The 17,268-nt window shown below is 63.1% G+C and carries 17 protein-coding genes; 8 read left to right on the top strand and 9 right to left on the bottom strand.

The annotated features are described in order from the left end of the window. Nucleotides 1-6: 6 nt before the first annotated feature. From PPGU16_RS36830 to PPGU16_RS36815, 4 genes are all read right to left on the bottom strand, one after another. The gene (locus PPGU16_RS36830) at nucleotides 7-816 is read right to left on the bottom strand and encodes an alpha/beta fold hydrolase (protein ID WP_180725745.1); all 810 of its coding nucleotides are present in this window, start codon (nucleotides 814-816) and stop codon (nucleotides 7-9) included. Nucleotides 817-864: 48 nt separating this feature from the next. Next, nucleotides 865-999 carry a DUF3563 family protein gene (locus tag PPGU16_RS36825; protein ID WP_180725744.1) on the bottom strand — a complete coding sequence of 45 codons (135 nt, stop codon included), beginning with the start codon at nucleotides 997-999 and terminating at the stop codon, nucleotides 865-867. Nucleotides 1,000-1,302: 303 nt separating this feature from the next. After that, entirely contained in the window at nucleotides 1,303-2,136 is an 834-nt protein-coding gene (locus PPGU16_RS36820; RefSeq protein ID WP_180725743.1) for a class I SAM-dependent methyltransferase, read from the bottom strand. Between the two features lie 147 nt (nucleotides 2,137-2,283). Beyond that, nucleotides 2,284-2,718 (bottom strand): GFA family protein, encoded by a 435-nt coding sequence (locus PPGU16_RS36815; protein ID WP_180725742.1) that lies wholly within the window; start codon nucleotides 2,716-2,718, stop codon nucleotides 2,284-2,286. A gap of 166 nt (nucleotides 2,719-2,884) precedes the next feature. On the opposite strand from PPGU16_RS36815, the gene PPGU16_RS36810 reads away from it, so the two are divergent. After that, on the top strand, nucleotides 2,885-3,940 hold the full coding sequence (locus tag PPGU16_RS36810; RefSeq protein WP_224030987.1) for an AraC family transcriptional regulator: 1,056 nt from the start codon (nucleotides 2,885-2,887) through the stop codon (nucleotides 3,938-3,940). A gap of 43 nt (nucleotides 3,941-3,983) precedes the next feature. Here PPGU16_RS36810 and PPGU16_RS36805 read toward each other — a convergent pair whose 3' ends face one another. Beyond that, nucleotides 3,984-4,382 (bottom strand): cupin domain-containing protein, encoded by a 399-nt coding sequence (locus PPGU16_RS36805; RefSeq protein ID WP_180725740.1) that lies wholly within the window; start codon nucleotides 4,380-4,382, stop codon nucleotides 3,984-3,986. 440 nt (nucleotides 4,383-4,822) lie between these two features. On the opposite strand from PPGU16_RS36805, the gene PPGU16_RS36800 reads away from it, so the two are divergent. Then, nucleotides 4,823-5,512, top strand: a complete 690-nt coding sequence (locus PPGU16_RS36800; protein WP_180725739.1) for an HAD family hydrolase — start codon at nucleotides 4,823-4,825, stop codon at nucleotides 5,510-5,512. Between the two features lie 25 nt (nucleotides 5,513-5,537). Here the strand turns inward: PPGU16_RS36800 and PPGU16_RS36795 are convergent, their stop codons facing one another. Further along, complete coding sequence (locus PPGU16_RS36795; protein ID WP_180725738.1) at nucleotides 5,538-6,398, bottom strand: LysR family transcriptional regulator; 861 nt, start codon at nucleotides 6,396-6,398, stop codon at nucleotides 5,538-5,540. 197 nt (nucleotides 6,399-6,595) lie between these two features. Between PPGU16_RS36795 and mdtD the strand changes: the two genes are divergently transcribed. Beyond that, nucleotides 6,596-7,987: a multidrug transporter subunit MdtD gene (gene mdtD / locus PPGU16_RS36790; protein WP_238267995.1), complete on the top strand. Its 1,392-nt coding sequence runs from the start codon at nucleotides 6,596-6,598 to the stop codon at nucleotides 7,985-7,987. An 8-nt stretch (nucleotides 7,988-7,995) separates the two neighbouring features. Here mdtD and PPGU16_RS36785 read toward each other — a convergent pair whose 3' ends face one another. Continuing rightward, complete coding sequence (locus PPGU16_RS36785) at nucleotides 7,996-8,913, bottom strand: LysR family transcriptional regulator (protein ID WP_180725737.1); 918 nt, start codon at nucleotides 8,911-8,913, stop codon at nucleotides 7,996-7,998. A gap of 139 nt (nucleotides 8,914-9,052) precedes the next feature. Here PPGU16_RS36785 and PPGU16_RS36780 point away from each other — a divergent pair, with 139 nt between their 5' ends. The 3 genes from PPGU16_RS36780 (at nucleotide 9,053) to PPGU16_RS36770 (ending at nucleotide 12,687) form a co-directional block, all read left to right on the top strand. After that, complete coding sequence (locus PPGU16_RS36780) at nucleotides 9,053-9,991, top strand: hydroxymethylglutaryl-CoA lyase (RefSeq protein WP_180725736.1); 939 nt, start codon at nucleotides 9,053-9,055, stop codon at nucleotides 9,989-9,991. Between the two features lie 8 nt (nucleotides 9,992-9,999). Beyond that, complete coding sequence (locus tag PPGU16_RS36775; RefSeq protein ID WP_180725735.1) at nucleotides 10,000-11,151, top strand: CaiB/BaiF CoA transferase family protein; 1,152 nt, start codon at nucleotides 10,000-10,002, stop codon at nucleotides 11,149-11,151. Nucleotides 11,152-11,247: 96 nt separating this feature from the next. Further along, nucleotides 11,248-12,687 carry an MFS transporter gene (locus PPGU16_RS36770; RefSeq protein ID WP_180725734.1) on the top strand — a complete coding sequence of 480 codons (1,440 nt, stop codon included), beginning with the start codon at nucleotides 11,248-11,250 and terminating at the stop codon, nucleotides 12,685-12,687. A gap of 74 nt (nucleotides 12,688-12,761) precedes the next feature. On the opposite strand, the gene PPGU16_RS36765 is transcribed toward PPGU16_RS36770, so the two are convergent. Together PPGU16_RS36765 and PPGU16_RS36760 are read right to left on the bottom strand one after the other, a co-directional pair. Continuing rightward, entirely contained in the window at nucleotides 12,762-14,942 is a 2,181-nt protein-coding gene (locus PPGU16_RS36765; RefSeq protein WP_180725733.1) for a malate synthase G, read from the bottom strand. A gap of 55 nt (nucleotides 14,943-14,997) precedes the next feature. Further along, entirely contained in the window at nucleotides 14,998-15,414 is a 417-nt protein-coding gene (locus PPGU16_RS36760) for a heme-binding protein (RefSeq protein ID WP_180725732.1), read from the bottom strand. 331 nt (nucleotides 15,415-15,745) lie between these two features. On the opposite strand from PPGU16_RS36760, the gene PPGU16_RS36755 reads away from it, so the two are divergent. Then, a complete protein-coding gene (locus PPGU16_RS36755) occupies nucleotides 15,746-16,510 on the top strand; it encodes a fumarylacetoacetate hydrolase family protein (RefSeq protein ID WP_180725731.1) in 765 nt (254 codons plus the stop codon). After that, nucleotides 16,507-17,265 carry a fumarylacetoacetate hydrolase family protein gene (locus tag PPGU16_RS36750; RefSeq protein WP_180725730.1) on the top strand — a complete coding sequence of 253 codons (759 nt, stop codon included), beginning with the start codon at nucleotides 16,507-16,509 and terminating at the stop codon, nucleotides 17,263-17,265. The genes PPGU16_RS36755 and PPGU16_RS36750 overlap by 4 nt, the downstream gene beginning before the upstream one ends. Nucleotides 17,266-17,268: the final 3 nt, after the last annotated feature.

The following is a 17,268-nucleotide window of genomic DNA, read 5'->3' as shown; positions in this document are numbered from 1 at the left end:
ACGCATTCAGGTGGCCGCATCAGCGTCCGCGATATGCCGCACGATGGCCGCATTGACCTTGTCCGCGTGCGTGAGCGGTCCCATGTGTCCTGCACCCTCGACGATGGCAAGGCGCGCCGCTGGCAGCAACATCGGCAAGCGCTCGGCAATCGCGCGCGTCGGAACGGGCGCGTGCTGGCCGCGCATGATCAGCGCCGGGACACGTAGACCCGTGTATGCGCTTGCGGGCGTGCGCTCTTCCAGCAACGCGCGGAAGTCGAGTGGCGCCTTCGGTGCCCAGCGCGTGAGCGCGTCCTGCACCGAAGGCCGCAGTGCTTCCCACGCGCCCCGGCCGCCCCAGTAATCGACGAATGAAGCCGCCGCGCCGCGATAGTCGCCGCTGCTCACGCCATCGGCGGTGCGCTTCGAAATCGCGACGATCTCCGCCAGCGCGTGCGCTCCATACGAGCCCATCATTTTGAGCAGATGAAACGCCGAGGGCTCGTATAGCGTCAGGCTCGCGATACGCTCGGGCCGCTCGACGGCTGCGCGCAACGCCACGCCACCGCCATACGAGTGACCGACGAGATGCACCTTGCCGCGCGATGCGTCGATGATGCCGACGGTCCTTGCGGCCTCGTCCGCGAGCGTGAATGCGCGTTCGCCGCTCCATGGTCCCGTGCTATCGCAGCCGTAGTGCTCGGGCGCGACGAACGCGTGGCGCGAGCCAAGTGCTTCGCCGAGCTTGCGCCATTGCGCTGCTCCCGAGCCAGAGCAATGCAGTGCGATCACCGACGTTGGAGAGGAAAAGGCGTGCGACATGACTGTGCTGTCCATGTTGTTCAGTGAGTTCGAAAGTTGGATCGGGACGTCGGCGCGTGCGCCTCAGTCGATATCGCTCGAATGCATGCGGCGTTCGAGTTCGACCATGTCGACCGCGGATGCCAGGTACGCGTCACGGCGACTATGTTCGGCGCGGTCAAGCGCCTTTCTCAACAGCTGGAACAGATAGATGAGCATGATGTCCTCTGGCCGGTCGCATGACCGATTGCGTAGCGGCATGAACGCCGGGTACTTGCAGAGTCCATGCCACATTGCTGCGAGCCTTGTCTGGCGGAGTTTTCAGCTGTCTCTGCGGATTAGGATCGGACGAAGCGTCGTGATGGGGCCGACAGATCACCGAGCGGAGTTGGAATGAAACAGACATCCATGTCGCGACGTACTGTGGAATGAACTTCGCTGCGCATGAGCGCAGCGAAGCCGGTTGACACAAGAAACGCGGTGTCTGAACGAAACGGCCAGACGCCCCGCGTCCAACCCGATTCAGCGTCGTTCCACCACGACTTCGAGGTACTCGCTCGGCAGAACGAGCGTCGCATCGTTCGACCGGTTGCGGCTCTCGATCAGTGTCATCAGGTCGCGTAGAAACGCCGCCTGCGGCTCGCCTTCGAGTGCGGCAAACGCCTTGTTCATCGGCCCATAGAAGGTACGGAACACTTCGATGAAATGCTCCGCCGAACGGTAGCGGAACGTGAAATCTCGGCTCGTCGCAATGATCTTCCGGGCGTTGCCGCCGAACAGCTCTTCGAGGCGCGTCTTCGTGCCCCAGAGTGCTGGCGACTTCACGCCTGCCGGCGGCGGGATGTACTTGCCGATCGTCTTGAAGATCTGCCCGATGAAACTCTCCGGCGTCCAGTTCGCGAGACCAATCCGTCCGCCCGGTTTGCACACACGCACGAGTTCGTCGGCCGCTTTCTGCTGGTCGGGCGTGAACATCACGCCGAAGGTCGACATCACGATGTCGAATGAGGCATCCGCATACGGCAGCGCTTCAGCGTCCGCTTGCTCGAACTGCACCGCGAGTCCTTCGGCTTGTGCGCGCACACGTCCGGAATCGAGCAGCGAGGCGACGTAATCGGTCGACGTGACGTCGCACCAGCGGCGCGCCGCGGCGAGGGTCGCGTTGCCATTGCCGGCGGCAACGTCGAGCACGCGACTGCCGGCACGCAGATCGAGTGCTTCGCAGAGGGTCTCTCCGACGATTTGCAGCGTGGTGCCGACGACGGCATAGTTGCCTGTCGACCAGGCCGCCTGTTGGCGAACCTTGACGGCGGTGAAGTCTGCAACGGGTGCGAGAGCGGAATCAACAGCGGACATGAAGAACTCCTGTAAGTCCAGTGCAGCGATACGCAAATGCAGGGTTGTGCTGCGTGTCTGATGGCGCCGCGAATACTTGCTGCGAGCATGCCCGCGCGGCGAACGGGCAAATCGGATTGATCGGAAGACGCGACGGTTGCCCGGCAGCTACTCGATGGCGCTGATGCCCGAGCCGCCCATTTCACTCGGCAGGTCCCTGAGTTTTGGCAGGCCATCGTGCATCGGCAGCACGGATTCCGGGTAGTGAACGTGCACACCCGCCGCATACGGAAAGTCTTCGACTACTGCGGCGTAGACATCGATGAGGCCGAGTCCCGGATGCTCGGTAAAGAGGTGTCCACCGCACAACCGGCACCACTTGCGATAACTGTGCGGTGTCTTGTTGTAGGTGCTGATGTCCTCGGCACCATGCGTGACGTGCAGCGCGCCGGGGTACCACAGCGTGAATGCATTGACCGGGCTGGCGGACCAGCGTCGGCACGACTCGCAATGGCAATAGCCCATTCCCGCGGGCTCTCCACTCAACGTGAACTGCACGGCGCCGCAAAAGCATTGGCCTCGATAGATATCCATGTGACTCATGTTTGTCTCCGGATAGAGCGGTGTCCGCGCGTTTGACGTTTCATGAGCGCTTCATCGTTCTTTATTGCAGAATGGCTGAGTGCTAGTATCGGCACGCAGGCAGGATCGAGGAATGACCAGGCGTCCAGATGTTTTGCGCAGGACGCCGAAACTGATGAGCGCTGTCATGGATGCTTTCTCAGATGTCCTTCGCGTGGTGCGTCTCGGCGGGGCGGTGTATCTAAACGCCGACTTAACCGCACCCTGGTGTGTGGTCGGGGAAGTCACGTCGGATTTGTGCGCCACGTTCCTGCCACGCGCTGAACGTATCGTTTCGTATCACCTCATCACGGAAGGCAGTTGTTGGGCTGCGCTCGTCGACGATCCAGCTTCTGCCATGCGTGTCGATGCGGGAGAACTGCTCGTCGTGCCGCAAGGCGAGGCGCATCTGATGGGCAGTGCACTCGACATCGAGCCCGCGCCTTCAGGCGACCTGATGTCGAAGTACCTGAATACTTCACCGGGTGAAGTGATGACGTTGAATTACGGCGGCGGTGGCGCGCATACGCGGATCATCTGCGGCTTTCTTGCTTGCGACGATTCGCTGACGAATCCGGTCCTGTCGGCACTGCCGCGCATCTTCAAGGTCGACATGCGCAACGATCCGCAATCGGCGTGGCTCGAATCGTCGCTGAAACTGGCCGCCAGCGAAGCAGCGGACTGGCGCGTGGGTAGCGCGATCGTGCTCGCACGGCTTTCGGAGTTGCTGTTCGTGAAGGCGGTGCAGCGTTGCATCGAGACGCTGCCGGCCGATCGCAAGGGTTGGCTGGCGGGCGTAGGCGATCGCTTCGTCGGCCGCGCGCTCGCCATGCTGCATGCGCAGCCCGCCTATGGCTGGACCGTCGAAGAGCTCGCGCGCAAGGTCGGTCTCTCGCGTTCGGCGCTTGCGCAGCGCTTCACGGAACTGCTCGGCCAGCCACCCATGCAGTACCTCGCTCGATGGCGCCTGCAGGTCGCAGCGCAGGCCTTGCGCGACGGAAACCAGACGCTTGCGGCAGTGGCCGAGCAGGTCGGGTATGAATCGGAGGCTGCATTCAATCGCGCGTTCAAGCGGGAATTCGGCATGCCGCCTGCCAGTTGGCGACGCAGCAAAGGTCTCGCGAATGACCGCGATTCGATCGACGCAGACGCCGATACGCGAATCGGTGATGATTCGTCCGAAGAGCGTTTCGTGGCCGGTTAGCGTGTTTGTTGACGTCGTTAACGCGCGCTAACCGGCGGATACGTCACTGTTCACGAGCCGGTTCGAGTTCAACGACTGCAAGTTTCGCAGCCGTGTCGCCAATCACACGGCTTCGATGTCCTCGTCCGGTTGTGTCTTCGAGAAGCAGCGCATCGCCGGCCTGCACGCAGTGCCGCTCTCCATCTGTCGCCTCGAATTCCATCTCTCCGTCGAGAACGAATATCCACATGCGAAGCGGAGATGGATGCAGATCACCGATCCATTCGGCAGGTACCACCAGGAAGCCATTCCGTACGGCGGGTACGAATCCTGAAACGTTGAAGGCCGGTGCGGGCGGCGCGAAGTTACGTGTAATCGTTTCGATGAATGCCGCTTCGAAATGCGATTCGCCAACGCGGTCGGCATAGAGCCGCAGGTAACTGACGGTAGGGGACATGGCCATCGCACATCTCCTTTCAGGAAGCGGCCGGTGTAAAGCCATGGAGACAGTGTAGGCCGGGCGATCGGGCGGTGACGAACGTCGTCTGTGCCCGCGCGTGTTGCCCGAACATTCGCAACTAACTGTCTGCCGCCACCGACGCCCACCAGGGCTGCCGCCCAAACCGCGGTCTACAGGCCCACGGGGATATACCCGATTCCCCACAGATGCAAGCGCCAACCCGCCAAAAGGCGGCTGCACAACGCCTTCACGCACCATCGGCGGCGCGCGTCGATCGACAGTGCTAGTCTTTGCGCTGATCGCGCATACCGGCCGTCGCGAACTTCATCGCGCTTCGCGGCTCTTAGCGCAAACGGCGACGCGTCGTGGGCCGCATCCGTGCCCTGGCGCCGCGCCGTCCACCGTGCTCGACGGGCACAGACGACCGAGGCGAGGTAACGTGAATGAACACACCATCAAACAACGACGTTGTCTTTCTGTTCGACGTCGATAACACGCTGCTCGACAACGATCACGTGCTGACCGATCTGCGCACGCACATGACGCGGCAGTTCGGCGAAGAAAATAGTGCGCGCTACTGGGAGATCTTCGAAAATCTACGCAGCGAGCTCGGCTATGCGGACTATCTTGGCGCATTGCAGCGCTATCGAAACGAGCACCACGACGACACGCAGCTTCTGTTGATGTCGTGCTACCTGATCGATTATCCGTTTGCGAACCGCGTATTCCCAGGCGCGCTCGATGCGCTGCGCTATGCGAGCGGGTTCGGCAAGACGGCGATTCTCTCCGATGGCGACGTCGTGTTCCAGCCGCGCAAGGTCTCGCGCTCGGGCCTGTGGGACGAAGTCGAAGGACGCGTGCTGATCTACATTCACAAGGAGCTGATGCTCAACGACGTGATCGCGCATTACCCCGCGCGCCACTATGTGATGGTCGATGACAAGCTGCGCATCCTCACCGCGATGAAAGAGCAATGGGGCGACCGGCTGACGACGATCTTCCCGCGTCAGGGCCACTACGCGCTCGATGCCAAGGAGATCGCGAAGTACCCGGACCCTGACATTACGATCGAAAGAATCGGCGAGCTGACGTCGATCGACTTCGACGCGTTGACGACAAAGGGGCGTCGATAGACGAATCGACAGCACGCGAACGCCGCTATTCGCTCATCCATTCGCCGCTCAGATCGCTGCTTTGCAGCAACTCGAGCAGCGTGCCTGCTGGCTGACTGAGGCGCTTTGCGCCCAGCGCAATGAATTCGACGTCGGGCAGTGCGGGCAGGCTCGCGCTGTTCACGGGCGGCGCGAGCCCGCGCGCGGACACGTATTGCGATTTCGCCGTCAATCCCAGGCCGCCGCGCGCGGCGGCGATGCAGCCCGCGTGGCTGCTGCTCGTGCACACCACTTCCCAGCCGAAACCTTTTTCGGCGAGTGCATTCAGCACGACGGCGCGTGTCACGCTCGGCTCCGCGACGAGCACCAGCGGCAACGGCTGTTCGAGATCGACGACCGTGCCGGGCCGCGCAATCCATTCGAGCCGCGAGCGCAGCAGCGGCGTGCCGCGTCGCTCGCCCAGGCGCCGCTTGCCGACCAGCAGATCGATCGAACCGGCATCGAGCAGTTCATAGAGGCGGCTCGTCATGCCGATGCTGATCTCCAGTTCCACATCGGGATGGGCCGCGCGAAATGCGGCCAGCACGTTCGGCAATGCACCGAGCGCGATATCGTCGGATGTGCCCAGGCGCACGCGCCCCTTCAGCCTCGGTTTGCGGAACTGCGATTCGGCGCGATTGATGGCCTGCAGGATCACGTTGGCATGCACGAGCAGCGCTTCGCCGTCGGCGGTCATCGCGAGCGAATGCGTGTCGCGCACGAATAGCCGTCTGCCGACGCTCTCTTCGAGGCGGCGAATGTGTTCGCTGACGCTCGACTGATTCAGGCCGAGCCGCTTGCCCGCTTCGGTGAAGCTGCGGCAGGTGGTGACGGTGGCGAACGTCCTGAGCCAGAGAGGATTGAGCATGCGGCATTGTCATCGGCATTGGCGATGACAGTCAATGCTTTCAGGTGACTTCCCGATTGCTGGTGAAATCGATACCATGATCGCTGCATCTGGACGAATCGGCCTGATCGCCGGTTCGGCGAAACGCCCGTTTCCGAGGCTATGCGATCGCGACACCGTGTTTCAGCGGCTTGCGTCGTGCCTCTCCGAACTTCATCATGACCCGCGATTCCTCACATACCGCGCTGCTCTGGATCGTCGCTGCTGCATTCTTCATGCAGGCGCTCGACACGACCATCGTCAACACCGCGCTGCCTTCGATGGCGCAAAGCCTTCACGCATCGCCGCTCGCCATGCAGCCGGTCGTCGTCTCGTACTCGCTGACGATGGCGCTTCTCACGCCCGCCTCAGGCTGGTTCGCTGACCGCTTCGGCACACGCCGCGTGTACTTCGCCGCGATTCTCGTGTTCGTGCTCGGCTCGGTGTGCTGCGCGGGCGCGCACACGCTGGATCAACTCGTGATCGCGCGCGTGCTGCAGGGCGTCGGCGGCTCGATGCTGCTGCCCATCGGGCGGCTCGCCGTGTTGCGCAGCGTGCCGGGCGAGCAGTATGTTTCGGCGCTCGCGTTCGTTTCGATTGCGGGGCAGGTCGGGCCGATCGTCGGGCCGACGTTGGGCGGCTGGCTCACACAAGCCATCTCGTGGCACTGGATTTTCCTCGTCAACGTGCCCGTCGGCGCGATCGGCCTGATCGCCGTGCAGCGCTTCCTGCCGCACGACAATGCAAGCCATCCGCCGCCGTTCGATTTCATCGGCTGCGGGCTGCTGTCGCTCGCGATGATCCTGCTGTCGCTCGCGATCGATCCGCCAATGAGCACCTATCGTGTCGAATGGTCCGTGGGTCTCGCGTTGGCGGGTGTCGTCGCAGCGCTGGCCTACATTCCGCACGCACGTTCGAGCGAGCGGCCGCTGTTCAGGCTCGCGCTATTCAGCGAACCGAATTTCAGCGTCGGCTTGGTCGGCAACCTGCTGTGCCGGATCGGATCGAGCGCGGTGCCGTTCATGCTGCCGCTGTTGATGCAGGTGCAGCTCGGTTATTCGCCGCTGCGTTCCGGGCTGATGATGCTGCCCGCCGCCATCGCGGGCACCGTGTCGAAGCAATGGATCGCGCCGCTCATCAAGCGCTTCGGCTATTCGGCGTTTCTGCTCGTCAATACGGTGATCGTCGGCTCGACGATCGTTGCGTTCGCGCTCGTGTCGAAACAGTCGACGCCGTTGCTGGAAATCACGCTGCTCGCCGTGTTCGGCGCGGCCAACTCGATGCAGTTCGCCGCGATGAACAGTGTGACGCTCAAGGGCCTGTCGCATGCGGACGCGGGCAGCGGCAACAGCCTGTTTTCGATGGTGCAGATGCTGGCGATCGCGATGGGCGTGTCGATCGGCGGAGGGCTCGTCAACCTGTTTTCCGCGGGCGCTGGGTCGTCATCGACGGGGTTCATGTTGAGCTTTGTCTGCGTCGGCGTGATCACACTGTTGTCGGCGCTCGTGTTCAGACGGCTCGATGTTTCGCCCGCCGCAAGGCCCGCTGTCGCGGCGCGGACCGCGCGCTGATTCGCGCTTTAAGCTGGCGCATGCGTGCGCTGCGCCCGCTCGACGAGATGATCGACCATGCGTTGCGCGGCAGGCTGTAGCGATTCGAAATCGCGAAAGCACACCACGAAATTCCGCTTCGCCCATTCGTCCGTCAACGGAATGACACGCACGTTCAGAATGTGCGCGTAAGTGTCGCCGACCACCTGCGGAATCACGCTGATGCCGAGCTTCGCGGCCACCACGCGAAACGCGGCGTCGAAGTTCGACACCACCGCCCTGTACGACACCGTGCCGCCCGCGCGCGCCGCGGCGCGCTGCAACATCATGTGCACCGAGGTGGTCGGCGGCAGTCCCACGTGCTCGTACCCGAGCGTTTCCGTGAAGCGGAGCGTCGAACGCTTCGCCAGCGGATGTTCGGGATGCACGGCGAGCGCAAGCCGGTCCTCGCGATACGGCCGATGCTCGAGTCCTTCCAGATCCACGTTGTCCCAGCACACACCGACGGACGCGGTGCCTTCGCGCAAGCGCCGCACCAGATCGTGCGACAGCCACTCTTCGACATGCACGCGGATGTTCTCGTGCGCGGGCATGCTCATGAACGACGCGACGTCGTCCAGCAGGCTTTCCGCAATCGCCGATGCCGACGCGCACACGCTGACGCTGCCGCGCAGGCCGCTGCCGAATGCGGCGACGTCGCTCGCAATCCGGTCCATCGTGAACAGCATGTTGCGCGCATGTTCGAGCAGCGCGACGCCCGCGGGTGTGGGCTGCACGCCGCGTCGCGAGCGCGTGAAGAGCGGCACGCCGAGGTCGCTTTCCAGTTGCGCGATCCGCTTGCTGACGGCGGACGGCTCGATGTGCTCGTCGTGCGCGGCGCGCGCCATGTTCTTGTGCTCGCACACGGCCACGACCAGCCGCAAGGTTTTCAGATCGATGTCGCGCATTCGCGGTGTCTCCTTGTGGGTTTCCCGTTCGGAAACCTGGCGCTTCCAAAATAGCGCTTTATGTATCGGATGGAATGTCTAAAGTTAGCACAACGCCGGCACTCACAACGACCGGCACGCAAACCTGGAGACACCTTCCATGCCCCCATTCCCATCGAGCGTCGTGATCCGCGAAGTCGGCTTGCGCGACGGGCTGCAAAGCATCCAGACCCTTCTGCCGACGCATCGGAAAATCGAATGGATCGCCGATGCATATGCAGCCGGTCAGCGCGAAATCGAAGTCGGTTCCTTCGTGCCCGCGCGTCTGTTGCCGCAACTGGCGGACACGGCGGAACTCGTCGCGTTTGCGAAGACGCTGCCGGAGTTGCGCGTGTCGGTGCTCGTGCCGAATCTGAAGGGCGCCGAGCGCGCCATCGATTCACACGCCGACCTGATGCTCGTGCCGCTGTCCGCGAGCCACGCGCATAGCGTTGCGAACCTGCGCAAGACGCCCGATGAAGTGATCGCGGAAGTCGCGCGCATGCGTGCCGCGCGCGACGCTTCGGGTTCGAAGACGCTGATCGAAGGCGGCATCGGCACCGCGTTCGGCTGCACGATTCAAGGCACCGTCGATCAGTCCGAGGTGCTGCGCTGCATGCAGGCGCTGCTCGATGCGGGCGCGGATGTCGTGAGCATCGCGGATACCGTCGGCTACGCGAGCCCTGCCGCCGTGCGCGATCTGTTCGAGAAAGCGCGGCGCATCGCGGGCGGGCGCTTCTGCTGCGGCCATTTTCACGACACGCGCGGCCTCGCGCTCGCGAACGTCTATGCGGCGCTGGAGGCGGGCGTTGCTCGCTTCGATGCCACGCTCGCGGGCATCGGCGGCTGTCCGCATGCGCCGGGCGCGAGCGGCAACGCGTCGAGCGAAGACCTCGCGTTCATGCTCGCGGACATGGGCATTGAAACGGGCATCGATATCGAACGGCTTCTCGCGTTGCGCGCGAAGGTCGCGCTGTGGCTGCCGGACGAAACGCTGCACGGCTCGCTGTGGCGCGCGGGCTTGCCCAAAACCTTTGCCAATCACACTGCTATTGCCTGAGGGCCACCATGAGCACTTCCACTCGACTGCCTCTCGACGGCGTGCGCGTCGTCGAATTCACTCACATGGTCATGGGCCCGACGTGCGGGATGATCCTCGCGGATCTCGGCGCAGAGGTCATCAAGATCGAGCCGCCAGGCGGCGACAAGACGCGCAAGCTGCCGGGGCTCGGCATCGGCTTTTTCCGCACGTTCAATCGCAACAAGAAGAGCGTCGTGCTCGATATCAACACGCCCGAAGGCCACGCAGCCGCCGAAGAACTGATCGGTCAGTGCGACGTGATGCTCGAAAACTTCCGGCCCGGCCTGATGACGAAACTCGGGCTCGACTACGACACCTTGTCGAAGAAGTTTCCGCGCCTGATTTACGTGTCTCACAAGGGCTTTTTGCCGGGGCCATATGAAAAGCGTCTCGCACTGGATGAAGTCGTGCAGATGATGGGCGGGCTCTCATACATGACGGGGCCGGTGGGGCGGCCATTGCGCGCGGGTACGTCGGTCAACGACATCATGGGCGGCATGTTCGGCGCGATCGGCGTGCTGGCAGCGCTGCGCGAGCGCGATTTCACGGGGCGCGGACAGGAAGTGCAAAGTGCGCTGTTCGAGAACTGCGTGTTTCTCGCTGGTCAGCATATGCAGCAATACGCGATGACGCACGAAGCGCCGCCGCCGATGCCGTCGCGCGTCTCGGCATGGAGCGTGTACGACGTGTTCACGCTGGCGAATGACGAGCAACTGTTCATCGGCGCCGTGAGCGACAAGCAGTTCGTCACGCTCTGCGACGTGATCGGTCGCCCCGATCTCGCCGATGAACCGCACTTCGCGGACAACGCGATGCGTGTCGCCGTGCGTCCTGAACTGCTCGCGCGGCTCGGCGAGATCCTTGAGCACCACCGCGTGGACGAACTCGCGCCGAAGCTGGAAGCGGCGGGCATTCCTTACGCGCCGATCGTGCGTCCCGATCAACTGTTCGACGATCCGCATCTGAAGCAAAGCGGCGGCCTCGTGCCGATGCAGACCGACGACGGCGACACCACGGAAGTCGTGCTGCTTCCGCTGACGATGGGCGGTCGCCGCCCCGGCGTGCGTCAGGCACTGGCGAAGGTCGGCGAGCATACGCAGGAGATTCTGGCGCGGCTGACGGGCAGGGCGGCCGCCTGAACGTCTGGCAGGCGAGAAAGCAAAGACGCGAACGAATCATCAACCATCAGGTATCCGAACTAATTAAAGACCGATGGTGAACTTCAGGAGACATTCATGCAGCGTACTATCACCGCAGACAATCCCCCGTTTGCGCCTTCCGATGCACAGACCCATTTGCGCGCGGCTGCGGCGTTGTCGGCGCGGATGGACCGCTTGCCCGTCACGCGGCATCTATGGATGCTCGTGCTGCTGATTTCGCTCGGCGGTTTCTTCGAGGTCTACGACCTCATCTTCACCGGCTATATCGCGCCGGGCATGGCGAAGAGCGGGCTGCTCAAGACCACGACGGAATCGTTCTTCGGCCTTCAGGGCATTGCGGGATTCATTGCATCGACGTTTGCGGGCCTGTTCGTCGGCACGTTCTGCTTCGGCTGGTTGCCGGACCGCTTCGGGCGGCGCAAGGTCTTCACGGTTTCGCTGCTGTGGTATTCGATCGGCTCCGCGATCATGGCGTTTCAGACCTCGCCGGAAGGGTTGATCCTGTGGCGCTTCATCACGGGAATCGGCGTGGGGATCGAGATCGTGACGATCGACAGCTATATCACCGAACTCGTACCCCAGCATATGCGGGGCCGCGCGATGGCGTTCAATCAGGCCGTGATGTTCGCTGCCGCGCCCGCCGCCGCGATTCTCTCGTACTGGCTCGTGCCGGTTACGCTGGCGGGTATCGACGGCTGGCGCTGGGTCGTGCTGCTGGGCTCGGCTGGCGCGGTGATCGTGTGGTTCATCCGGCTCGTCGTGCCGGAGAGTCCGCGTTGGCTCGCCAGTCACGGACACGTCGAGCGAGGCGAGCGCGTGGTCAGAAAGATGGAGGAGATGGCTATCGAGCAGACGGGCCGTGCGCTACCCGCGCCGCTGCCCGTCGTCGAGCAACCCGTGCATCGCCGCGCATCGCTAGCGGAATTGTGGCAGCCGCCGTACCGGTCGCGCCTCATCATGCTGATCGTGTTCAACTTCTGCCAGGCGATCGGTTACTACGGGTTCGCGAACTGGGTGCCGACGCTGCTGATCGGTCAGGGCATCACCGTGACGAAGAGCCTGCTGTATTCGTTCATCATCGCGATTGCGCTGCCTTGCGGGCCATTGCTCGCGATGCTGTTCGCCGACAAGGTGCAGCGCAAATGGCTGATCGTCGGTTCCGCGTTTGCGGTCGTCGTGTTCGGGCTGATGTTCGGCCAGGTGAAAACGGTGATGCCGCTGATCGTGCTGGGCGTGCTCATCAGCCTCGCGGGGCAGACCATTTCCGTGTGCTATCACGCGTACCAGGCCGAGCTGTTTCCGACGCGCATCCGTTGCCGCGCAAATGGGATCGTTTATTCCGCGAGCCGCGTCGGCGCGATGATGTCGGGTTTCATGATCGCGCATCTGTTGCGTGAGTTCGGCGTGGCGGGCGTGTTCGTCGGGATTACGGCGTGCATGCTCGTGGTGATGATTTCGATCGGCGGATTCGGGCCTAAGACGAACGGCATGCGGCTCGAAGAGCTGTGCCACTGAAAACAGAAACGCCGGCCGGATCTCGAAAGACCCGGCCGGCGTTTTGACTTCGTGCAGCGACTAAACGCGTGAAATTACGCTTTGCCTGCTGCCTTCAATTGCAAACGGAACTTGTGCAGCAGCGGTTCCGTGTAACCGCTAGGCTGCGCGCAACCTTCGAACACCAGCGCGCACGCGGCCTTGAACGCGATCGAACCATCGAAGTTCGGCGCCATCGGCTTGTAGTGCGGGTCGCTTGCGTTTTGCTGATCGACCACGGCTGCCATGCGCTCCATCGTCTCGCGCACGAACTCCGGCTGGATCACGCCGTGGCGCAGCCAGTTCGCGATGTGCTGGCTCGAAATGCGCAGCGTCGCGCGGTCTTCCATCAGGCCGACGTTGTGGATGTCCGGCACCTTCGAGCAACCGACGCCCTGATCGATCCAGCGCACCACATAGCCGAGAATGCCTTGCGCGTTGTTCTCGACTTCGCTGCGGATCTCCTGCTCGTTCCATTGCGCGCGTTCGACGACGGGAATCGTCAGCAGTCCGTCCAGCAGTTCATCGCGAACGCCGGCGAAATCCGTGCGCTCCAGTTCCTTCTGAACGGCCTGCACGTCGACCTGGTGATAATGCAGCGCGTGCAGCGTCGCGGCCGTGGGCGAGGGCACCCATGCCGTGTTCGCGCCTGCTTTCGGATGCGCGATCTTCTGTTCGAGCATCGCTTTCATCAGGTCGGGCATCGCCCACATGCCCTTGCCGATCTGCGCGCGGCCGCGCAGGCCTGCCGCGAGGCCGACGAGCACGTTGCTGCGCTCATAGGCGGCGATCCACTTGCTCGACTTCATATCGCCCTTGCGCATCATCGGGCCCGCTTCCATCGAGCTGTGCATCTCGTCGCCCGTGCGGTCGAGGAAGCCCGTGTTGATGAACGCGACGCGCTCCGCAGCCTGGCCGATGCATGCGGCGAGGTTCACGCTGGTGCGGCGCTCCTCGTCCATGATGCCCATCTTGATCGTGTTGCGCGCGAGGCCGAGCAGGTCTTCGACGCGCGAGAACAGCTCGCTCGCGAACGCGACTTCAGCCGGGCCATGCATCTTCGGCTTGACGATATAGATCGAGCCCGTGCGCGAATTGAGCTTGTGCGTGCGGTCGTGCAGCGCGCACAGCGTCGTGACGACGCCGTCGAGAATGCCTTCGGGAATCTCGTTGCCGTCGCGGTCGAGCACGGCCGGGTTCGTCATCAGATGGCCGACGTTGCGGATGAACAGCAGCGAGCGCCCATGCAGCTTCACCGGCTGGCCGTTCGCGCCTTGATACTCGCGGTCCGCGTTCAGGCGGCGCGTGAAGGTCTTGCCGCCCTTCGTCACTTCTTCCGTCAGATTGCCGACCATCAGGCCGAGCCAGTTGCGGTAGAGCAGTACCTTGTCGTCGGCATCGACGGCGGCCACCGAGTCTTCGCAATCGATGATCGTGCTGACAGCCGCTTCCATCAGCACGTCCTTGACGTGCGCGGGGTCGGTCTTGCCGATCGAGTCGTCGGCGTCGATCTGGATTTCGAAGTGCAGGCCGTTGTGTTTGAGCAGCACGGCCGTCGGCGCATTCGCGTCGCCCTGATAGCCGATGAATTGCGCTTCGTCCTGCAGCGCGGCCGTGCCATTCTTCAGCGCAACGCTCAGCTTGCCGTTCTCGACGCGATAGCCCGTTGCGTCCTTATGCGAGGCATTCGCGAGCGGCGCGGCGTCGTCGAGGAACTTGCGCGCGAATGCGATCACGCGCGCGCCGCGCACCGGGTTGAACTTCGCGGTGCGTTCCGCGCCGTCGGTTTCGTCGATCGCATCGGTGCCGTACAGCGCGTCATACAGGCTGCCCCAGCGCGCGTTCGCGGCGTTCAGCGCGTAACGCTGGTTCGACAGCGGCACGACGAGCTGCGGGCCCGCCTGTTCGGCGATTTCGCGGTCGACATTGTCGGTCGTCGCTTTCACGCCGGCGGGCGTCGGCACGATATAGCCGATGCTTTCGAGGAAGCCGCGGTATGCGCGCAGATCGCGCACCGGGCCCGGATTCGCGCGATGCCATGTGTCCAGTTCGACCTGCAGGCGGTCGCGTTCGGCGAGCAGCGCGCGGTTCTTCGGCGCGAGATCGTGCACGAGGGCATCGAAACCGGCCCAGAACGCGGCGCTATCGACACCGGTTCCAGGCAGGGCTTCCTTCTCGATGAACTGTTCGAGGTTTGCGGCGACCTGCAATCCGCCGCGTTGGGTCAATTGAGTCATGGCTGTTCCAAGAGTGGCAAATTCGGGGGGCAAATTTTTCTTGTTAGCGCGGCGTTCAGCCGTTCGCTTGGCTGGCAACGGCCGCGGCACCGGCCTTTGCCACTTGCGCATCCTGATCGGCCTTGACGCCGGAAACACCGACGGCGCCGACCACCTGACCATTTACCACAACGGGTACGCCGCCTTCCAGCGTGCCCGACAGCGGCGCGCTCAGGAACGCGGTGCGGCCGTTGTTGATCATGTCCTCGTACTGCTTCGATTCGCGGCGGCCGAGCGCGGCGGTGCGGGCTTTATCCGTCGCGATGTAGGCGCCGACGGGCGCGCAGTTGTCGAGGCGCAGCAACGACAGCAGATGGCCGCCGTCGTCCACCACCGCGATCGTGACGGCCCACTGGTTGCGTTCGGCTTCGGCGCGCGCCGCTTCGATGATTTTCGTCGACTCGGCGACCGTCAGCACGGATTTTGTCTGCATGTTGCGATTCCTGAAACGATTGAAGTGAATACCACCGACAGACCGGCCGCAAGCCGCGCATGCACATGTCAGCCGACGTCCGCGCGCACTGCAAACGTGCACGCGAGGTCCAGTCTTATATATGACTTGGTGTCCATTGTTCCGGGTTCCAGGCGACTTGTCGACCCGGTGGAACACTGGTCATACCAGTTTTTCTCATTCTTTTTTCGGCGCCGGGCGCCTGGAGGCGTTGCGCCAGGGAAAACCCGCGCAAGAAGCCAATGCGCTTGACCGGGAAGAGCACGGCGCGAATACTACTAAGATATTAGTGAATGACGGATACAGGCAGCCCATGTTCGCACTCGACGATCACCGGATTCATCTGGAAGCCGAGCCGTTCGCACGTGACGTCGATGCGCAGACCGTGGGCGCATTGCTTGCGAGTGGAACGGCATGCAGGGCGCCCGTGGATGGCACGGTCTACGGAACGCTGTTGAACGATCGCGCCGCGCTCGATGCACTCGGAGACGCGGTCAACGCGGCGCCTTATAAAGCGCCGCCGAAAGCACCCGTGCTGTATGTGAAGCCGCGCAATACGTTCGCCGGTCATCGTGCAAAGGTCGTTGTTCCGGATGATGAACAAGGCGTGCAGGTGGGCGGCTCGCTCGGTGTCGTGATCGGGCGTACGGCTTGCCGTGTCAGCGTCGAGAGCGCTCTTTCGTATGTCGCGGGCTACACGATCGTGGCCGACCTGTGCGTGCCTCACGAAAGCGTTTATCGGCCCTCGGTGCGATTCCGTGCGCGCGATGGTTTTTGCGTGATGGGTCCTGCCCTTGTCGCGCGTCGGCATGTGGTCGATCCCGATGCGCTGCGCGTCGCAATCAGTATCGAAGGCAAAGCGCCGTTCATGGCGAACACGTCGACCTTCGTTCGCAACGTCGCGCGCCTGATTGCCGACGTTACCGACTTCATGACGCTCGCGCCCGGCGACGTGCTGACGCTGGGCGTTCCGCATGGTGTGCCGATCGCGCACGCGGGCGACCAAATCAGCATTGCGATTGGCGACTGGCTGCCGCTGCGTTTCTCGATGACGGCAAAAGAAGGAGGCGGACGATGATGCGCGGCCGTGTTGCCTACGCAGGCGCGATTCATGAAGCGTATCCGCACGAATATGGCGTGCGTCTCGCCGATGGCCGTGTGTGCCGCGAGGACGAAGTCGTCTGGCTTGCGCCGATTCAGCCCGGCACGATCTTCGCGCTCGGACTGAATTACGCGGAGCACGCAAAGGAACTGCAATTCTCGAAACAGGACGAGCCGCTCGTTTTTCTCAAGGGCGCGGGCGGTGTGATCGGTCATCGCGGCGTCACACGGCGTCCTTCCGACGTGACGTTCATGCACTACGAGTGCGAGCTTGCCGTCGTGATCGGCCGGCCGGCGAAAGAGGTGACGCGCGACGACGCGATGCACTACGTGGTCGGCTATATGATCGCGAACGACTATGCGATTCGCGATTATCTGGAGAACTACTATCGGCCGAATCTGCGCGTGAAGAACCGCGACGGCGGCACGGTTCTCGGCCCCTGGTTCGTCGATGCCGCCGATATCTCCGATGTCGCGCAACTCGAATTGCGCACGTATGTGAACGGCACGCTGCATCAGAACGGCAATACGCGCGATCTGGTGACAGACATTCCCGCGCTGATCGAGTACCTCAGCAGCTTCATGACACTCGCACCCGGCGACATCATTCTGACGGGCACGCCCGAGGGCGTCGTCAATGTGAATGCGGGCGATGAAGTCGTCTGCGAAATAGACGGTTTGGGCCGTCTCGTCAACACGATCGTTTCCGACGCGGACTTCAACCGCGTTTGACTA

The organism is Paraburkholderia largidicola (assembly GCF_013426895.1).
Taxonomy (GTDB): Bacteria; Pseudomonadota; Gammaproteobacteria; order Burkholderiales; family Burkholderiaceae; genus Paraburkholderia; species Paraburkholderia largidicola.
The sequence above is the reverse complement of the archived record's forward strand: the minus strand, read 5'-3'. Positions and strand labels throughout refer to the sequence as shown.

Excerpts from the sequence above, each read along its gene's own strand:
- PPGU16_RS36780 (WP_180725736.1), top strand. The coding sequence starts at position 9,053 with ATGCCCCCATTCCCATCGAGCGTCGTGATCCGCGAAGTCGGCTTGCGC.
- PPGU16_RS36750 (WP_180725730.1), top strand. The coding sequence starts at position 16,507 with ATGATGCGCGGCCGTGTTGCCTACGCAGGCGCGATTCATGAAGCGTAT.
- PPGU16_RS36800 (WP_180725739.1), top strand. The coding sequence starts at position 4,823 with ATGAACACACCATCAAACAACGACGTTGTCTTTCTGTTCGACGTCGAT.
- PPGU16_RS36830 (WP_180725745.1), bottom strand. The coding sequence starts at position 816 with ATGGACAGCACAGTCATGTCGCACGCCTTTTCCTCTCCAACGTCGGTG.
- PPGU16_RS36810 (WP_224030987.1), top strand. The coding sequence starts at position 2,885 with ATGGATGCTTTCTCAGATGTCCTTCGCGTGGTGCGTCTCGGCGGGGCG.
- PPGU16_RS36805 (WP_180725740.1), bottom strand. The coding sequence starts at position 4,382 with ATGGCCATGTCCCCTACCGTCAGTTACCTGCGGCTCTATGCCGACCGC.
- PPGU16_RS36765 (WP_180725733.1), bottom strand. The coding sequence starts at position 14,942 with ATGACTCAATTGACCCAACGCGGCGGATTGCAGGTCGCCGCAAACCTC.
- PPGU16_RS36755 (WP_180725731.1), top strand. The coding sequence starts at position 15,746 with ATGTTCGCACTCGACGATCACCGGATTCATCTGGAAGCCGAGCCGTTC.
- PPGU16_RS36775 (WP_180725735.1), top strand. The coding sequence starts at position 10,000 with ATGAGCACTTCCACTCGACTGCCTCTCGACGGCGTGCGCGTCGTCGAA.
- PPGU16_RS36815 (WP_180725742.1), bottom strand. The coding sequence starts at position 2,718 with ATGAGTCACATGGATATCTATCGAGGCCAATGCTTTTGCGGCGCCGTG.
- PPGU16_RS36770 (WP_180725734.1), top strand. The coding sequence starts at position 11,248 with ATGCAGCGTACTATCACCGCAGACAATCCCCCGTTTGCGCCTTCCGAT.
- PPGU16_RS36795 (WP_180725738.1), bottom strand. The coding sequence starts at position 6,398 with ATGCTCAATCCTCTCTGGCTCAGGACGTTCGCCACCGTCACCACCTGC.
- PPGU16_RS36820 (WP_180725743.1), bottom strand. The coding sequence starts at position 2,136 with ATGTCCGCTGTTGATTCCGCTCTCGCACCCGTTGCAGACTTCACCGCC.
- PPGU16_RS36825 (WP_180725744.1), bottom strand. The coding sequence starts at position 999 with ATGCTCATCTATCTGTTCCAGCTGTTGAGAAAGGCGCTTGACCGCGCC.
- mdtD (WP_238267995.1), top strand. The coding sequence starts at position 6,596 with ATGACCCGCGATTCCTCACATACCGCGCTGCTCTGGATCGTCGCTGCT.
- PPGU16_RS36760 (WP_180725732.1), bottom strand. The coding sequence starts at position 15,414 with ATGCAGACAAAATCCGTGCTGACGGTCGCCGAGTCGACGAAAATCATC.
- PPGU16_RS36785 (WP_180725737.1), bottom strand. The coding sequence starts at position 8,913 with ATGCGCGACATCGATCTGAAAACCTTGCGGCTGGTCGTGGCCGTGTGC.